Raw genomic sequence first — 17,626 nt, 5'->3', positions numbered from 1 at the left:
GGTGGAGACGCCGGGACAGATCTTGCGTCCGTGGGGAGAGAGGGCCTGGGCCATGGACCGTGGCACCGACAGGGCTGGGCAGGGCACGGTGACGGAACCCGCCGGGCTCGGCCGAGTCCCCCTGGCCGTCGTCGTGGTCGGCCGCGACGGCCTCGTGTCCCACTGGAGCCGCGGCGCACGGCGCCTGTTCGGCGTCCCCAAGGAGGAGGCGATCGGCCGCACGGCCCTCGACCTGCTCCCCGTCTCCGGCGCCCTGCCCGAAGAGCAGGAGACCACTCCGTATGACGTCTGCGACGGCCTCGGCCCCGACCTCGAATCCTCCCTCGACGGCGGGCTCTGCTACCCGTCGGCCGGCCGCGCCCGGCTCACCGCGTCCGGCGACGGGCGGGTCGACGTCCTGTGGTGGGCCTACCCGCTGGTGGGCCCCGGGCCCGAGCGGCTGCTCGTGCTGGCCGCCGACGCCGCAGGGCTGCGGCCGGGCGACGGGGCGTTCGAGCGGATCGCGCCCGGCTTCGCGCTGCACACCGACTTCCCCGGGTCCGAGGACCTCGCCCGCCGGCTCCCCGAGATCCTGCCCAGCATGAGCGTCGGCGAGAGCGCCCGCATCGTCGCGCAGATCCTCGAACTCGGCTACCCGATCCTGGAGTTCAGCCAGAACGACCGGGTTCCCGTCACCCCCGACTGGGGCGTCGCCCGGCGCGCCGAACGCAAGGCGCGCCGCGAACGGGCCGCGCGGGCCCTGGCCGCCGGCGAACCCGTTCCGGAGGACGTGCGGGACGAGGGCGAGGACCTCGAACACGCCGCCGTCCGCGAGCGCCTGGAGTTCCTCAACGAGGTCAGCGGCCGCATCGGCACCTCCCTCGACCTGTCCCGCACGATCATCGAGGTCAGCAGGGCCGTCGTGCCCCGCTTCACCGATGTCGCCGGGACGTACCTGCGGGAACAGGTCGTCGCCGGCGAGGGGTTCGAGGACGGTGTGCCCGACACGACCACGATGTGGCACCGCGTCGCCCTCGAGCACACCGACGAGCCGGGCCGCTGGGACGACGTCGTGCCGGTCGGTGAGGCCATGCCGTTCCCGGCGCACACGCCGTTCTTCCAGTGCATGACCAGCGGCGAACCCGTCCTCGTGCCGCGGATCAGCGAGGAGATGGGGCACGCCGTCGCCGCGCAGTTCGAGAAGCGTGACATCCGGCCCCTCATCACCGGCCGCTCCATGCTGGTCGTGCCCCTCAAGGCACGCAATGTCGTCCTCGGGTTCATGATCCTGCTGCGGCACCCGGAGCGGCCCGCCTTCAACGACATGGACCGTGTCACCGGCGCCGAACTCGCCGCCCGCGCGGGCCTCGTGCTCGACAACGCGCGCATGTACACCTTCCAGGAGAACGTCGCCGAGACGCTCCAGGACAGCATGCTGCCGCACATCCCGCCCCGTATGGCGGGCTGCGACATCGCCACCCGCTATCTGCCGGGGACGCTGCTCGGGCGGGTCGGCGGCGACTGGTTCGACGCGGTGAAACTGCACGGCGGGCGCACGGCCTTCGTCGTCGGCGACGTCATGGGCCACGGCCTGAACTCCGCCGCGATGATGGGCCAGTTGCGCACGGCCGTGCAGACCATGGCCGGGCTCGACCTGCCGCCCGCCCAGCTGCTGCGCAACCTCGACGACCTCGCTCAGCGCCTCGGGGACGGCTACCTCGCGACCTGTCTCTACGCCGTCTACGACCCGATCGCGAGCGAGCTCCACCTCGCCAACGCCGGGCACATCCCACCCGTCCTGGTCCGGGCCGCCGACGGCCGCAGCGAGCTGCTGGACCTGCCCACGGGCGCACCCATCGGCGTCGGGGGAGTGCCCTTCGAGGCGGTGCGCGTGCGCGTGCAGCCCGGCGACCGGCTGGTGATGTGCACCGACGGGCTCGTCGAGGTGCGCGGCGAGGACATCGGGGCCGGGCTCGCCACGCTCTGCGAGTCGGCCGCCCACCCGGCCGCGTCCATGGACGACGCCTGCGACACCATCATCCGCGCCCTCGCCGTGACGTTCGCCGAGGCGGGCCGCGGCGGCCGCAAGGACGACGTGGCGCTGCTGATGGCCCGCCTGGGCGGCATCGAGCCGGACGACGTGGCCGAATGGCGCCTCGCCCTCGATCCGGCCGAGGTGGGCCGGGCCCGTGCGGCGGTCCGCGAGCAACTGCACGACTGGGGCCTGGCGAAGCTCGTCGAGCCCGCCGCACTGATGGCCGGCGAACTCGTCACCAACGCCCTACGGCACTCCCACGCCCGCCCCGTCGAACTGCGCCTGGTCCGCGGCGACACCCTGCTGTGCGAGGTGGACGACGACGACCACGAACTGCCGACGCTGCTCAGCGCGGGCCCGCTCGACGAGGCCGGGCGGGGCCTGCGCGTCGTCAGCACGCTGTCCCGGGAGTGGGGGGCCAGCCGGACCACGGCCGGCAAGACGGTCTGGTTCGAGTTGACGCTGCCGCGCCGCTGAACACCATCGGCCCGAACGGGACGTGAAGGTACGTGCCGCGTTCTTGTGGCCGGGGCCGGGGCGCGATACACCGTACTCGCCCGTCGCATGGCGGGATTCGTTCGCACCCTGGGGAGTGGTCCATGAGCGTGACGAGTCGGTACCGCGAGGCGTGGGAGGGGTTCTGGCGTGAGGCGTCCGCCGAACCCGGAGCGGTGTTCTGGGACGCGGAACCGGTCCTGACCGTGGGGCCGCACCTCGCCCTGTTCGAGCCGTATCTGGCCGATCCCGCGCTGCCGCTGGTGGACCTCGGCTGCGGCAACGGCACCCAGACCCGCTACCTCGCCGACCGCTTCCCGCACGTCCTGGGCGTCGACCTGTCCGCCGCGGCCCTCGACCACGCCCGGCGCTCCGACCCGGCGGGACAGGCCGCCTACCGGCAGCTGGACGCCGCCGAGAAGGACGAGGCCCAGGCCCTGCACGCGGAGCTCGGCGACACCAACGTCTACATGCGGGGCGTCCTGCACCAGTGCGAGCCCGACGACCGGCAGTCGCTGGTCGACGGGATCGCCACGCTGGTCGGCGACCGCGGCCGCGCCTGCCTGGTCGAGCTCTCGGGCGCCGCCAAGGCGGCACTGATGGGCCTGGCGGGCGGCCCAGAAGGCCCGCCGTCCAAGCTCGCGCCCGTGTTCCGGCACGGACTCGCGCCGGGCGAGGTCTCGGACGAGGCCGTGCCCGAGTATCTGCGCTCGGCGGGTCTCACCGTCGTGGCGAGCGGCGAGCTCCCCTTGAGGACGACCGAGTACCGCCCAAACGGCACACGCATCGAGCTGCCCTCCACCTGGCTGGTGGCGGGGCGTACCGCCTGAGGCGGGCCATCGGGGCCCGGACTCGGGGACGGGGTCTGGCGGGCTGCGAATTTGTCGGTGTACGGTCACTCTGCCCCGTTCATGCTCCTGCCTCGCCCCCGCGGAGGACAGTCATGCCGATGCCCTGGTTACGGATGCTGGTCGCGTCGGCGGTGTCGACGGTGCTGGTCGGCACGTCGGCCGGCCCGACCGCCGCCGCCCCGGACCCTCGCGCGGTACGGGACGGGGTGCACACCGCAGGGCGGGTCAAGGACGCCGGTGACACGCTCCAGTACAGCTGGCCCGGCGTGTACTTCGAGGGCCGGATCCGGGGCACCGGCGTGGGCGTCGTGCTCGACGACCCGGCCGCCGACTACGACGTCCAGGTCGACGGAGCCACCGTCGCGACCCTCGTCACGCCGGGCAGGACCACCCACTGGGTCAGGGGCCTGCGCGACGGCGTGCACACCGTCCGGCTCGTCAAACGCAACGACACCCCGTGGAGCACCAGCTCCTTCGGGGGCTTCGTCGCCGCCCCCGGCGGTGCCGTCCTGGCCCGGCCGGCCGCGCGCGGCCGCCAGATCGAGTTCATCGGCGACTCCCTCACGGCCGGCTACGGCAACCTCTCCACCTCCCGCGACTGCGACGGCGAGCAGCTCAAGCGCACCACCAACGCCGACATGAGCTACGGCGCCCTCACCGCCCGGGGGCTGCGCGCCGACTACCAGGTCAACGCGTACTCGGGCCAGGGCATGGTGCGCAACTACAACGGAAGCTCCCCGGAGGTGAACTACCGCACCTTCTACGACCGCGCGCTGCTGAACGTGCCGGGCGACGTCTGGCGGAACCCGGGCACCTGGCGGCCGCAGCTCGTGGTGGTCCACCTCGGCACGAACGACTTCTCGACCCCCGTCAACCCGGGCGAGCCATGGACGGACGAGAGCCTCGCCGCCGCCTACCGCAGCGCCTACAGCGGCTTCGTCCAGAAACTGCGGAAGCGCTACGGGGCCACGACCACCATCCTGGCCGTGGGCACGGGCCCGTTCGCCGGCCATGTCGAACACGTCGTCCGGGAACGCAACGGCGCGGGCGACCACAGGGTCCGCCACTGGCCCCTCGACACCACCGGCCTGGACCACAACGGCTGCCACTGGCACTACTCGGCCCGTGATCACCGCCTGCTGGCCGACCGGCTCACCGCGCTCCTCGCCGACCTGCCGATCCGTTGGTGACCACCTCGTAGCCGGTTCCGCCCGCAGCGCGTAACGTGACGAACCATGAAGATCTCCGCCCTGGACGGCTCGTCATGAGAATCCTCATCAGCGCCGACATGGAGGGCGCCACCGGCATCACCTGGCCCGACGACGTGATGCCGGGCGCGTCCCAGTGGGAGCGCTGCCGGTCGCTGTTCACCTCGGACGTCAACGCCGCCGTGCAAGGCTTCCACGACGGCGGCGCCGACGAAGTGATCATCAACGAGGCGCACTCCACCATGCGCAACCTGCTGCTGGAGCAGCTCGACGCACGCGCCCAGATGCTCACCGGCCGGCACAAGGCCCTGTCCATGGTGGAGGGTGTGCAGCACGGCGACGTCGACGGCATCGCGTTCGTCGGCTACCATGCGGGCGCCGGCATGGAGGGCGTCCTCGCGCACACCTACCTCGCCAACTCCATCACGGGCGTGTGGCTGAACGACGTGCGGGCGAGCGAGGGGCTGCTCAACGCCCATGTCGTCGCCGAGTACGGAGTGCCGGTCGTGCTGGTCACCGGGGACGACGTCGCCTGCGAGGACGCGCTCGGATACGCGCCCGGGGCGCTGAAGGTCGCGGTGAAGGACCACGTGTCGCGCTACGCGGCGGTCTGCCGCACACCCGCCCGCACCGCGGCCGACATCCGGGCGGCGGCCAAGGAGGCGGCCGCGCTGGCGGTGCGTCACGAACCCGTGCGCGGCGGCCCGTTCACCGTGGCCGTGGAGTTCGACGCGGAGCACCTGGCGATGGCCGCCACCGTCGTCCCGGGTGTGGACCGGATCGCGGAGCGGAAGGTGGCCTGCACGAGCGAGACCATGTACGAGGGCATCCGCGCCTTCAAGGCGGTCACCACGATCGTCTCGGCCGCGGTGGAGGAGCAGTATGGCTGAGCAGGTGGACGCGTCCGCGCTGGCCGAGGTCGTGACCTTCACGTCCGACCTCATCCGGATCGACACGACCAACCGGGGCGGGGGCGACTGCCGGGAGCGGCCCGCCGCCGAGTACGCCGCCGCACGTCTCGCCGACGCCGGTATCGAGCCGACCCTCCTGGAGCGCGCCAAGGGGCGGACCAACGTCGTCGCCCGTGTCGAGGGCACCGACCCGTCGGCCGGCGCGCTGCTGCTCCACGGCCATCTGGACGTCGTGCCCGCCGCTGCGGCCGACTGGAGCGTGCACCCGTTCTCCGGGGAGATCCGCGACGGGGTCGTCTGGGGGCGAGGCGCCGTCGACATGAAGAACATGGACGCGATGATCCTGGCCGTCGTGCGGGGCTGGGCACGACAGGGCGTCCGGCCCCGCCGGGACATCGTCATCGCGTTCACCGCGGACGAGGAGGCCAGCGCAGAGGACGGATCCGGGTTCCTCGCCGACGAGCACCCCGCACTGTTCGAGGGCTGTACCGAAGGCATCAGTGAGTCGGGCGCCTTCACCTTCCACGACGGCGACGGGCGGCAGATCTACCCGATCGCGGCCGGGGAACGCGGCACCGCCTGGCTCAAGCTCACCGCCCGCGGACGCGCCGGTCACGGCTCCAAGGTCAACCGGGACAACGCCGTGACCCGCCTCGCCGGCGCGATCGCGCGGATCGGCGCCCACGAGTGGCCGCTGCGGCTGACCCCGACCGTACGCGCCGCGCTCACCGAACTCGCCGCGCTCTACGGCATCGAGACCGACCTCACCGATGTGGACGCGCTGCTGGAAAAGCTCGGCCCGGCCGCCGGGCTCGTCGAGCCGACCCTGCGCAACAGCACCAATCCGACCATGCTGGACGCCGGTTACAAGATCAACGTCATTCCCGGGGAGGCCGTGGCGCACGTCGACGGCCGGTACATGCCTGGCGGCGAGGAGGAGTTCCGCAGCACCCTCGACCGGCTCACCGGGCCGGACGTGGACTGGGAGTTCCACCACCGCGAGGTCGCCCTTCAGTCGCCGGTGGACTCGGCGACCTTCGCGGGGATGCGAGCCGCCATCGAGGAGTTCGCGCCGGAGGGCCATGTCGTGCCGTTCTGCATGTCCGGCGGCACCGACGCCAAGCAGTTCTCCCGCCTCGGCATCACCGGCTACGGCTTCACCCCGCTGAAGCTGCCGGAGGGCTACGACTACGCGGCCATGTTCCACGGGGTCGACGAGCGGGTACCGGTCGAGGCGCTGCACTTCGGTGTCCGCGTACTCGACCGGTTCCTGCGGACGGCCTAGGAGAGTGGGGGAGACGGTGCGGACGCTGGCTTACGGGGCGTGGCCCTCGCCCATCGACGCGGCCCTGACCGCCGCGCACGACGGGCACCCGGAGTATGTGGGCTTCGTCGGCGACGAGGTGTGGTGGACCGAGCCGCGCCCCGCCGAGGGCGGCCGGCGCACCCTGGTACGGCGGCACGCCGACGGCCGGGAGGAGCCGCTGCTGCCCGCGCCGTGGAACGTGCGCAGCCGGGTCATCGAGTACGGCGGGCACCCGTGGACCGCCGTCGCGGGTGACGCCGGACCGCTGATGGTGTTCGTGAACTTCGCCGACCAGCGGCTGTACCGCTGCGCGCCGGGCGGTGAACCCCAGCCGCTCACACCCGTGTCCCCCGTAGGCGCGGGCCTGCGCTGGGCGGAGCCGCTGCTGCGCCCCGAACGGGGCGAAGTGTGGTGCGTGCTGGAGGAGTTCACCGGCGACGGACCCACCGATGTGCGCCGCGTCCTGGCCGCCGTCCCGCTGGACGGGTCCGCGGCCCGCGACCGGGACGCCGTACGCGAACTCACCGACGACCGGCACCGGTTCGTGACCGGACCGAAGCTCTCGCCCGACGGGCGGCGGGCGGCCTGGCTCGCCTGGGACCATCCGCGCATGCCGTGGGACGGCACCGAACTGCTCCTCGCCGACGTCGCCCCCGACGGCACCCTGCGCGACGCCCGGGCCGTGGCCGGTGGCCCCGGCGAGTCGATCGCCCAGGCTGACTGGACCCATGACGGCCGCCTGCTGCACGCGAGCGACCGCACCGGCTGGTGGAACCTCTACCTCGACGGAGAGCCGCTGTGCCCGCGCGAGGAAGAGTTCGGCGGGGCGCTGTGGAAGCTGGGTTCGAGATGGTTCACGCCGCTCGGCAGCGGTCTCATCGCCGTCGTGCACGGCCGGGGCGCCACCGCCCTCGGCGTCCTGGACCCCGAGACCGGCGAGGTCGTCGACGCGGCCGGACCCTGGACCGAGTTCGCCCCCACCCTCGCCGCCCACGGCGAACGGGTCGTCGCCGTCGGGGCCAGCCCGCGCAGCGCCTACGAGGTCGTCGAGCTGGACGCCCGCACCGGCCGGGCCCGGGTCATCGGCGCCGAGCACGACGACGCCGTGGATCCCGCCTACTACCCCGAGCCGCAGATCCGCACCTTCACCGGCCCCGAGGGGCGCGACATCCACGCCCACATCTACCCGCCGCACCACCCCGGTTGCGTCGCGCCCGGTGACGAACTGCCGCCCTACGTCGTCTGGGCGCACGGCGGGCCCACCGGTCGCGCGCCGCTCGTGCTCGACCTGGAGATCGCCTACTTCACCTCGCGCGGCATCGGCGTCGCCGAGGTCAACTACGGCGGCTCCACGGGCTACGGCCGCCCGTACCGCGAGCGGCTGCGCGAGCAGTGGGGCGTGGTGGACGTCGAGGACTGCGCCGCCGTCGCCCTGGCCCTCGCCGAAGAGGGCACCGCCGACCGCGGCCGGCTCGCCGTCCGGGGCGGCAGCGCGGGCGGCTGGACCGCCGCCGCCTCGCTCACCACCACCGACGTCTACGCCTGCGGCACCATCAAGTACCCGATCCTGGACCTGGCCGGCTGGGGCACGGGGGAGACCCACGACTTCGAGTCGCGGTACCTGGAGGGCCTCATCGGGCCGCTCGCCGATGTGCCCGCCCGGTACGCGGAGCGCTCGCCCGCCGCCCACGCCGACCGCCTCGCCGTGCCGTTCCTCCTGCTCCAGGGCCTGGACGACGTGATCTGCCCACCCGTCCAGTGCGAGCGGTTCCTGGCCCGGCTGGAGGGCCGGAAGGTGCCGCACGCGTATCTCGCCTTCGAGGGGGAGGGGCACGGATTCCGCAGGGCGGAGACCATGGTGCGCGCCCTGGAGGCCGAACTCTCCCTCTACGCACAGGTGTTCCGCCTGGACTCGCCCGGCGTCCCCACCCTGGAGCTCGCCAAGTGAAGCCGTTGCTCCGACCGCCCCGGCTGGCTCCCGGCGCCCGAGTCGCCGTCGTCGCACCGAGCGGGCCCGTGCCCGAGGAGCGGCTCCAGGCCGGGCTCGACATCCTGCGCGGCTGGGACCTCGATCCCGTCGTCACACCTCATGTGCTGGGCCGTCACCGGGAACTGGACTACTTGGCGGGCACGGACGCGCAGCGGGCCGCCGATCTCCAGAACGCCTGGTGCGATCCGTCCGCCGCGGCCGTGCTGTGCGCCCGGGGCGGGTACGGGGCGCAGCGCATGGTGGACCTGCTCGACTGGGAGGCGATGAGGGCGGCGGGCCCGAAGGTGTTCGCCGGGTTCAGTGACGTCACCGTCCTGCACCAGGCCTTCGCCACCCGCCTGGGCCTGGTCACCCTGTACGGGCCCGCGGCCGCCGGCGTCGACTTCCTCAAGAACACCCGGGCCCAGGAACATCTGCGGGCCACCCTCTTCGAGCCGGAGTCCGTGCAGACCATCGGGGCCGTGCCCCCGGGAGGTGCCGCACTGGTCCCGGGCCGCGCCCGGGGCGGCATCCTGGGCGGCTGCCTGAGCCTGCTCGCGAGCGACCTCGGCACCCCGCACGCCCATCCCGGGGCGCGGGGCGGGCTGCTGCTGATGGAGGACGTCGGCGAGAGCCCGTACCGCCTGGACCGGTACTTGACCCAACTCCTGCGCACCGGCTGGCTCGAGGGGGTCGCCGGGGTCGTCCTCGGCTCCTGGGCGGGGTGCGGCCCCTATGCGGAGGTGCGCGCTGTCCTGGCCGACCGGCTCGGCGGGCTCGGTGTCCCGGTCGTGGAGGAGTTCGGGTTCGGGCACGGCGAGGGCGCGCTGACCATGCCTCTTGGGGCCCGCGCCGAACTGGACGCCGGAGCGGGCACGTTGACGCTGGACGAACCGGCCCTGAGCTGAGCGGCATCACTACTGAAACCCTGTCAAGAAACCCTCGTTTCGGTGATTGACGGCTCCTGACACGTGTCACACCATGACAACCGGCCAGTACCTACTGGTCGGTATCCGGGTTGTCCCCTCCGTGGAGGTCCGTGTGTCCCGACGCGTGCCCAGATCCCGCGCACCCCTCGCTCTCGCTCTGGGCGCCGCCCTGGCCGCGCCCCTCAGCCTCCCCCCGCCCGCGACCGCCGCCGACGCCTACACCGTCACGCCGCTGACGTTCACCGTCCAGGCGGGCAGCCGGGCCTGCACCGTCGACGCCGATCTGTACCGCCCCGCGGGCGTGGACCGCGATCACCCGGCGCCCGCCGTGCTCGGCACCAACGGGTTCGGGGGCAGCAAGTCGGACGGTTCCACGGACACCATCGGCAAGGCCTTCGCCCAGCGCGGCTACGTCTCGCTCATCTACTCCGGGCTCGGGTTCGGCCGCAGCGGCTGCCTCGTCTCCCTCGACGACCCGGACATCGACGGCGCCGCCGCCTCCCAACTGGTCGACTTCCTGGGCGGCACCCGCGCCGCCGACGACGGCACCACCACCGACTTCGTCACCCGTGACGCACCGGGCGACCCACGTGTCGGCATGATCGGCGGTTCCTACGGCGGCGCCGTCCAGCTCGCGACGGCCGCCGTCGACCACCGCCTGGACGCGCTCGTCCCGATGATCACCTGGAACGACCTGGCGTACTCGCTCGATCCCAACAACGCCGTCGGCAGCGCAGGCGTCCCCGGAGTCTTCAAATGGCAGTGGACGAACGGCTTCTATCTCATCGGCGAGGGCCAGCCGCTGCTCCAGCCCGCTCTCGACCCGTCCCGCTTCAACTCCCTGGCCTGCCTGCACTTCGTCACCGAGGCCTGCCGGACCGTCCACACCCTCAACTCCGGGAGCTACCCGCCCGACCGGACCGCCGAACTGCTCGCCTTCGCCCACCGCGTCTCCCCGGTGTCGTACCTCCACCGCGTCGACACACCGACCCTGCTGGTCCAGGGGCAGGCCGACACCCTGTTCAACCTCAACGAGGCCACGGCCACGTACCGGACGCTCAAGGCCCAGGGCACGCCCGTCAAGATGATCTGGCAGTCCTGGGGCCACAGCGGCGGCCTCAGCGGCCCGGCCGCCGCCGGTGAACTCGACCTGTCCAAGGGCAACCTGGAGACCAGCTACGTCGGCCGGCGCGTCCTCGCCTGGTTCGACCGCCACCTGCGCAGGCAGAACCACGTCGACACGGGACCGGCCTTCGCCTACTACCGCGACTGGATCACCGACCCCGACCGCACCTACGCCACCGCCGACCGCCTCCCCACCCACAGCCGCACCCTGTACCTCTCCGGTGACGGCAGACTCGTCGGCCACCGCGGCAAGGTGGTCTCCGGCAGCCGCGGCTACACCAACTGGCTGACCCCCACCAGCCATTCGGAGAGCTCCCTGTCCGGCCTCATCGGCCTGCCGGACTCGCCACCGCGCGACACCAAGGGCACCCACCTCGACTGGACGAGCGCACCGCTGCAACGCCCCCTCGACGTCGTCGGCGCACCCCGGGCCACCCTCAAGGTCGTCTCCCCGAAGGCCGAGCGCACCCAGGACTCCGCCGACGCGGCCGACAAGCTGGTCCTGTTCGCCAAGCTCTACGACGTCGCCCCCGACGGCACCCGCACCCTGGTGCGCCGCCTGGTCGCGCCGGTGCGCGTCCCGGACGTCACCAAGAGCTTCACCATCACCCTGCCCGGCATCGTGCACCGGTACGAGACCGGCCACCGGCTGCGGTTCGTGATCGCCGCGAGCGACGACGCGTACTTCGGCAACCGGGGGATCAAGCCGGTGACCGTGGTCAGCGGGCCGCGGAACACCGGGGTGCTCCGGCTGCCGGTCGCCGGCTCCTGACGCCACGACTGGGGCCACACAGACAGCGCGGTTACTGTGGCGGGGTGCCGCACCACGCATCCCGCCACCTCGCCGAAGGCCCCCGGGTGGGCGTACGCCACTTCACCCACGAGGACGGTGCCGAGTTCACCGCCCGCGCCCGGGAGAGCAAGGACCTGCACCACCCGTGGCTCTTCCCGCCCACCACGGCACAGGCGTACACCGCCTACGCGGGCCGGCTGATCGAGGACCCGTCCAAGGCCGGGTTCCTGGTCTGCGAGAAGGGCGACGGGGCCATCGGCGGATTCATCAACATCAACAACATCGTCCAGGGCGGCTTCCAGTCCGGGGCACTGGGATACGGCGCCTTCGCGCACGCCGCCGGGCGGGGGCTGATGCGCGAAGGGCTGGACCTCGTCGTGCGGTACGCGTTCGGCCCGATGCGGCTGCACCGGCTGGAGATCAACGTCCAGCCGGGGAACGCCGCGTCGATCGCCCTGGCCCGCGGCTGCGGGTTCCGTCTGGAGGGCTTCTCGCCGAACATGCTCTTCGTCGACGGGGCCTGGCGCGACCACGAACGCTGGGCGGTCACCACCGAGATGATCACCCCGCCGAGGCCGCACTGAGCCCCGGCGGCGCCCAGGGGTCCTTACGCGTGGCGGTCCACGTACTCGTAGACCGACCCGTCCGGATGGAGGGCGATCAAGTTGCGGCCCGCCGGTGAGGCGATCGGGCCCGCGACGATATGGGCGCCCAGCGCGGTCAGCACCCTGTGGGTCTCCTCGACGTCCGTCACGGCGATCGTCGCGGCGACCTTGCGCAGCACTTCCAGTTCGGCCGGGGGAGCGCTCATCAGCAGGAAGCAGCCGATCGCCGCCACCTGGACACCTCCCCGTTCGAAGCGCTGGGCTCTGCCGCCCGCCAGCCGCTCGTAGAAGGGGATCGCGGTCTCGAGGTCGTCGACGCAGACGCGCAGTGTGGCACCCAGAATCTCCATGCCGCCGAGCCTAGTTACGCGCAGGGGGGCGAGGGTACCCGGCCAGGTATGAAGCCGTTGGATCACCTGGAGCATCTGGACAAGCATCTGGTCGACGAGCTGGCACAGGTGGCGCGCGAGACCGTGCGGGAGGAACTGCGCGAGCAGACGCGCAAGCAGCGCCGCAAGGCCGCGCTGTACGCCGCGTCCGGCGCACTCGCCCTGTACGCGGGCGCGGCCCTCGCGCTCGCCGTGGGGCTGGCCCTCGCCCTCGGCCTGCCCGACTGGGCCGCCGCGCTGATCACCGCCGTGATCCTGGGCGCCGTGGCCTATGTGCTGCGCGGCATGGCCCGGCCGTCCCGGCCGGGAGCGGAGCACGCCTCCGGCATGGCACCGGGCGGGGACAGCGCCCGACGGACCGCCGCCGGAGCGGTCGGTGGCATGCCGTATCCGCCCGTGCCGCCGGCCCCGCCCGGTGACACGGCCGCCCCGGGCACCGTCCCGCCGCGGCCGACGGACGACCCGGACATACCCCACCGCGGGGTGTGATGCCCCGTGCGCACAGCAGGAACATCGCACAGGCGCGGCCGCGTGGTCGTGGTGACCGGAGCGAGCGGCGGTGTCGGACGGGCCACGGTCCGGGCCTTCGCCGCCCGCGGCGACAAGATCGCCCTGCTCGCCCGCGGGCGTGAGGGGCTCGCCGCAGCGGCGGACGAGGTGGAGCGAGCCGGGGGCGAGGCGCTCGTCGTCGGCGTGGACGTCTCCGACGCCAAGGCCGTCGACGACGCAGCCCAGCAGGTCGTCGACGCGTACGGACACATCGACGTCTGGGTCAACAACGCCTTCACCGGGGTGTTCGCGCCGTTCACCCAGGTCACCCCGGACGAGTTCCGTCGCGTGACCGAAGTGACCTACCTGGGCTACGTGTTCGGCACCCGGGCCGCCCTGCGCCACATGCTGCCGCGCGACCGCGGCACGATCGTGCAGGTCGGCTCCGCGCTCGCCTACCGGGGCATCCCGCTGCAGTCGGCGTACTGCGGGGCCAAGCACGCGATCCAGGGGTTCAACGAGTCGCTGCGCTGCGAGCTGCTGCACGAGCGCAGCGGGGTGCGGACGACGATGGTGCAACTGCCGGGCCTCAACACCCCGCAGTTCGACTGGGTGCTGAACCGGATGCCGGGGCGGGCCCGGCCGGTGGCGCCCGTGTACCAGCCGGAGGTCGCGGCCCGGGCGATCGTGCACGCGTCGTCGCACGCGCGGCGCCGGGAATACTGGGTGGGCGGCTCCACGGTCGCCACGCTCCTCGCCAACGCGGTCGTTCCCGGGTTGCTGGACCGCTATCTGGCCCGCACCAACGTGGACGCCCAGCAGGAGCAGGGCCGGCCCGAGGGCCCGGCGAACCTCTGGTCCCCGGCGGACGGCCCGCACGGGCGGGACTTCGGCGCGCACGGACGCTTCGACGACGAGTCCACGGACGACAGTCCGCAGCACTGGCTGTCGCGGAACCGTGGGTGGATGGGCGCCGCCCTCACGGCGGGAGCAGGCGCCCTCGCTGCCCGCAAACTGGCCGAACTGGTCCGCCGCTAGCCCGCTACGCGCCTTCCGTGCCGCTTGCCGCACCGGCCGCCGTGCCGGCTTCGGTGCCGGCCGCCGTGCGGGCTTCGGTGCCGTCGAGGAACCGGAGCAGGACGGCCGCCTCCGCCCGGAGCCGCCCGGCCCGGGCGGCATGCGCGGGCGTGGTCAACCGCGCGGCAGCCTCCAGCCGTTCGACAGCCTCGGCGCGTACGACGTCCACCATCTCGCGCTCGCTGAGCTCGCGCCGGGCCGCCTCGGTGGCGCCCGCGCCGACCGGAGAGGCTTCCAGAGCGGCGGCGCGGGGCGCGGTTTCGTCCACCGGCACCGCCCCGGCATTGTCCAGCGCGGCCAGGGCGCTGCGCAGGGCGCTCACCGCGGCCTTGTTCCGGGCCCGCATCGCTTCCGGCAGGGCATCACGCATACGAAGACGTACAGACATGCGGGCGACTCTAGGCGACCCGGTACTTCTCCACCTCCGGATTCAGCGCGCTTGCCCTGGTCAGGCGGACTGCCGGAGCTGCGGCAGCACCTTCGTGCGGTAGAAGTCGAAGAAGCCGCGCAGGTCCGGGCCGATCTGGTTCACGTAGACCCGGTCGAAACCCGCGTCGGCGAACTGCTTCAGCTCCGCCACGTGCTCGTCCACGTCATCGCCGCACACCCGGTTCTCGCGCACCATGTCCTCGGTGACGAGCTGCTGCGCCTGTTCGAAGTGGGCGGGGGAGGGCAGCACCTGGCCCAGCTCGCCCGGCAGTTGCTCGTTCGCCCAGAGCCGGTGAACGGTCCGTACGGCCTCGTCCCTGTCGGTGCCGTAGCAGACCTTGGTGCCGCCGCTGACGAGCTTTCCGCCGCCTCCGCCCTTGCGGTACTGCTCCACCATCGCCTCGTCGGGCGTGACCGTGATGTAGCCGTCGCCGACGCGGGACGCGAGCTGGGTCGCCGCCGGGCCGAAGCCGGAGATGTCGATGGGGATCGGCTCGTCCGGGACGGTGTACAGGCGGGCGTTCTCGACCGTGTAGTGCGGCCCGTGGTGGTTGACCTCCTCGCCGGTGAACAGCCGGCGCATCACCTGGATGGCCTCCTCCAGCATGTCCAGCCGGACGTGGGCCGGCGGCCAGTGGTCGCCCAGGATGTGCTCGTTGAGCGCCTCGCCGGAGCCGACGCCGAGCCGGAAGCGGTTGTCCGTCATCACCGCGCTGGTCGCCGCGGCGTGCGCCACGACCGCCGGGTGCATGCGCACGGTCGGACAGGTCACCGCCGTCTCGACCGGCAGGGACACCGCCTCGGACAGCGCGCCGATCACCGACCACACGAACGGGCTCTGGCCCTGTTCGTCGTTCCACGGGTGGTAGTGGTCCGAGATCCACAGCGCCTGGAAACCTGCCTGCTCGGCCATCCGCGCCTGCTCGATCAGGTCGGCGGGTCCGTACTGCTCGCACGAGAGGAAATATCCGTACTCGGGCATGGGGGAGTGCCTCCGCGACGTCGGCGGTCCGTATCCCGCACCGGGTAACCCGGGCACAGGGCCGGAAACCGGCGGCATCCGGGCGGGCGGGCTCCGGCAGACGTTTGGGTGCCCTGGCCAGGGGGACGCGGAAGGCTCCCGAGCTACGCGACAGCGCCGGAGGCGAGCGACCGTGAGTCGACCCCGCATCGTGATCGTCGGTGCCGGCTTCGCCGGGTACCGCACGGCCCGAACCCTGTCCCGGCTCACCCGGGGCCGGGCCCACATCACCCTGCTGAACCCGACCGACTACTTCTTGTACCTGCCCCTGCTGCCCCAGGTCGCCGCCGGTGTCCTGGAGCCGCGCCGGGTCACGGTCTCCCTCTCGGACTCGCTGCCGGACGTCCGGCTGGTGCTGGGCGAGGCCGACCGGATCGACCTCGACGACCGCACGCTGCACTACACCGGCCCCGAGGGCGAGGAGGGCACCCTCGCCTACGACCGGCTGGTGCTCGCCGCGGGCAGCGTCAACAAGCTGCTGCCCATCCCCGGCGTCGCCGAGCACGCCCACGGCTTCCGGGGACTGCCCGAGGCGCTGTACCTGCGCGACCACGTGACCCGGCAGGTGGAGCTCGCGGCCGCGGCGGACGATCCCGAGACCTGTGCCGCGCGGTGCACCTTCGTGGTGGTCGGCGCCGGGTACACGGGCACCGAGGTCGCCGCGCACGGGCAGATGTTCACCGACGCGCAGGTCCGCAGGCACCCGCTGCGGCAGGGCATGCGGCCGCGCTGGATGCTGCTGGACGTGGCGCCGCGGGTGCTGCCGGAGATGGACGAGAAACTGTCCACCACCGCCGACCGGGTGCTGCGGCAGCGGGGCGTGGACGTGCGGATGGGCACCTCCGTGAAGGAGGCCACGCACGACGGGGTGGTGCTGACCGACGGCGATTTCGTCGGGACCCGGACGCTGGTGTGGTGCGTGGGCGTACGTCCCGACCCGCTGGTGGAGTCCCTCGGGCTGCCGATGGAGAAGGGACGGCTGCTCGTCGACCCGCACCTGCGGGTGCCGGGCCGACCGGAGCTGTTCGCGTGCGGTGACGTGGCCGCGGTACCGGATCTGGAGAACCCGGGCAGCTATACGCCGATGACGGCGCAGCACGCCTGGCGGCACGGCAAGATCGCGGCCGAGAACGTCGCCGCGTCGCTCGGTCTGGGCGGTGCGCGCAAGCCCTACCGCCATCGCGACCTGGGCTTCGTCGTCGATCTCGGCGGGGCGAAGGCCGCCGCCAACCCACTCGGGGTGACCCTCTCCGGCGTACCGGCGGGCGCGGTGACGCGGGGCTACCACCTCGCCGCGATGCCCGGCAACCGCGTACGGGTCGCCGCCGACTGGCTGCTGGATGCGGTACTGCCGCGCCAGGCCGTGCAGTTGGGGCTCGTACGGTCCTGGTCGGTGCCGCTGGACACGTCGTCGCCCGAGGTGGCCCGGGTACCGGGTGGGCCCGGGCAGGAGGCGAGCGCCCGCTCCGGGCCGGGGGCGGCGCTCGCGGCCGACACGGACGACGGGGGCACCGGCAACGGAGGGCCCGGCGGCGCCGGGTCCCACGATGAACCCGCGAAGGGGCAGCCCGGATCCGGGGCGACGCAGGTACGACCCGGATCCGGGGCCGCGCAGCCGCGGTCCGAGTCCGAGACGGCGAAGGGCCGCCCGGCCGCGGGCCGGCCCCGCTCCGGGCACGGGGAGTTGCGGTCCGAGTCCGAGACGGCGAAGGGCCGCCCGGCTACGACGGCTCCCGGCGAACCGGCCGGAAACCAGTCCGGCGGTGAGCCCGCGAGGAACCGGCCCGGCTACGAGCCGGCCAAGAACCAACCCGGGGGTGAGCCGGCGAGGAACCGGCCCGGGGGTGAGTCGGCCAAGAATCAGCCCGGGGGTGAGCCGGCGAGGAACCAACCCGGGGGTGAGTCGGCCAAGAATCAGCCCGGGGGTGAGCCGGCGAGGAATCAGCCCGGGGGTGAGCCGGCGAGGAACCGGCCCGGCTACGAGCCGGCCAAGAACCAACCCGGGGGTGAGCCGG

Annotated in this window: 15 protein-coding genes; 12 read left to right on the top strand and 3 right to left on the bottom strand. The window is 73.0% G+C overall.

Going from position 1 to position 17,626, the window contains the following annotated elements:
* Positions 1-52: 52 nt before the first annotated feature.
* The 9 genes from ACFU3E_RS28520 to ACFU3E_RS28480 all read left to right on the top strand — a co-directional run bounded on the left by ACFU3E_RS28520 (position 53) and on the right by ACFU3E_RS28480 (position 12,185).
* The gene (locus tag ACFU3E_RS28520) at positions 53-2,491 is read left to right on the top strand and encodes a SpoIIE family protein phosphatase (RefSeq protein ID WP_384164215.1); all 2,439 of its coding nucleotides are present in this window, start codon (positions 53-55) and stop codon (positions 2,489-2,491) included.
* Between the two features lie 122 nt (positions 2,492-2,613).
* On the top strand, positions 2,614-3,339 hold the full coding sequence (locus ACFU3E_RS28515) for a class I SAM-dependent methyltransferase (RefSeq protein ID WP_384164212.1): 726 nt from the start codon (positions 2,614-2,616) through the stop codon (positions 3,337-3,339).
* A 119-nt stretch (positions 3,340-3,458) separates the two neighbouring features.
* Positions 3,459-4,550, top strand: coding sequence for a GDSL-type esterase/lipase family protein (locus ACFU3E_RS28510; protein WP_384164209.1), 1,092 nt, complete (start codon positions 3,459-3,461; stop codon positions 4,548-4,550).
* A gap of 74 nt (positions 4,551-4,624) precedes the next feature.
* The gene (locus ACFU3E_RS28505; protein ID WP_384164206.1) at positions 4,625-5,458 is read left to right on the top strand and encodes a M55 family metallopeptidase; all 834 of its coding nucleotides are present in this window, start codon (positions 4,625-4,627) and stop codon (positions 5,456-5,458) included.
* Complete coding sequence (locus ACFU3E_RS28500) at positions 5,451-6,764, top strand: M20/M25/M40 family metallo-hydrolase (protein ID WP_384164203.1); 1,314 nt, start codon at positions 5,451-5,453, stop codon at positions 6,762-6,764. The genes ACFU3E_RS28505 and ACFU3E_RS28500 overlap by 8 nt, the downstream gene beginning before the upstream one ends.
* Before the next feature lie 4 nt (positions 6,765-6,768).
* On the top strand, positions 6,769-8,733 hold the full coding sequence (locus ACFU3E_RS28495; protein WP_384164200.1) for a prolyl oligopeptidase family serine peptidase: 1,965 nt from the start codon (positions 6,769-6,771) through the stop codon (positions 8,731-8,733).
* Positions 8,730-9,662 carry an LD-carboxypeptidase gene (locus ACFU3E_RS28490; protein ID WP_384164197.1) on the top strand — a complete coding sequence of 311 codons (933 nt, stop codon included), beginning with the start codon at positions 8,730-8,732 and terminating at the stop codon, positions 9,660-9,662. Before ACFU3E_RS28495 ends, ACFU3E_RS28490 begins: the two co-directional genes overlap by 4 nt.
* A 121-nt stretch (positions 9,663-9,783) precedes the next feature.
* Complete coding sequence (locus tag ACFU3E_RS28485) at positions 9,784-11,580, top strand: CocE/NonD family hydrolase (RefSeq protein WP_384164274.1); 1,797 nt, start codon at positions 9,784-9,786, stop codon at positions 11,578-11,580.
* 44 nt (positions 11,581-11,624) lie between these two features.
* Complete coding sequence (locus ACFU3E_RS28480) at positions 11,625-12,185, top strand: GNAT family N-acetyltransferase (protein ID WP_384164194.1); 561 nt, start codon at positions 11,625-11,627, stop codon at positions 12,183-12,185.
* Between the two features lie 23 nt (positions 12,186-12,208).
* On the opposite strand, the gene ACFU3E_RS28475 is transcribed toward ACFU3E_RS28480, so the two are convergent.
* On the bottom strand, positions 12,209-12,556 hold the full coding sequence (locus ACFU3E_RS28475) for a VOC family protein (protein ID WP_384164191.1): 348 nt from the start codon (positions 12,554-12,556) through the stop codon (positions 12,209-12,211).
* 48 nt (positions 12,557-12,604) lie between these two features.
* Between ACFU3E_RS28475 and ACFU3E_RS28470 the strand changes: the two genes are divergently transcribed.
* Positions 12,605-13,084, top strand: a complete 480-nt coding sequence (locus ACFU3E_RS28470) for a phage holin family protein (protein ID WP_384164188.1) — start codon at positions 12,605-12,607, stop codon at positions 13,082-13,084.
* A 6-nt stretch (positions 13,085-13,090) separates the two neighbouring features.
* A complete protein-coding gene (locus ACFU3E_RS28465) occupies positions 13,091-14,122 on the top strand; it encodes an SDR family oxidoreductase (protein WP_384164185.1) in 1,032 nt (343 codons plus the stop codon).
* Positions 14,123-14,126: 4 nt separating this feature from the next.
* Here the strand turns inward: ACFU3E_RS28465 and ACFU3E_RS28460 are convergent, their stop codons facing one another.
* Together ACFU3E_RS28460 and ACFU3E_RS28455 are read right to left on the bottom strand one after the other, a co-directional pair.
* On the bottom strand, positions 14,127-14,507 hold the full coding sequence (locus ACFU3E_RS28460) for a hypothetical protein (RefSeq protein WP_384164271.1): 381 nt from the start codon (positions 14,505-14,507) through the stop codon (positions 14,127-14,129).
* A gap of 102 nt (positions 14,508-14,609) precedes the next feature.
* Positions 14,610-15,572, bottom strand: a complete 963-nt coding sequence (locus ACFU3E_RS28455) for a TIGR03557 family F420-dependent LLM class oxidoreductase (protein WP_384164182.1) — start codon at positions 15,570-15,572, stop codon at positions 14,610-14,612.
* A 172-nt stretch (positions 15,573-15,744) separates the two neighbouring features.
* Between ACFU3E_RS28455 and ACFU3E_RS28450 the strand changes: the two genes are divergently transcribed.
* A partial coding sequence (locus ACFU3E_RS28450) for an FAD-dependent oxidoreductase (protein WP_384164179.1) occupies positions 15,745-17,626 on the top strand: 1,882 nt, incomplete at its 3' end.

Origin of the sequence: Streptomyces sp. NPDC057424 (assembly GCF_042803315.1) — a bacterium.
Lineage (GTDB): Bacteria > Actinomycetota > Actinomycetes > Streptomycetales > Streptomycetaceae > Streptomyces.
This window is presented reverse-complemented; position numbering and strand designations above follow the sequence as displayed.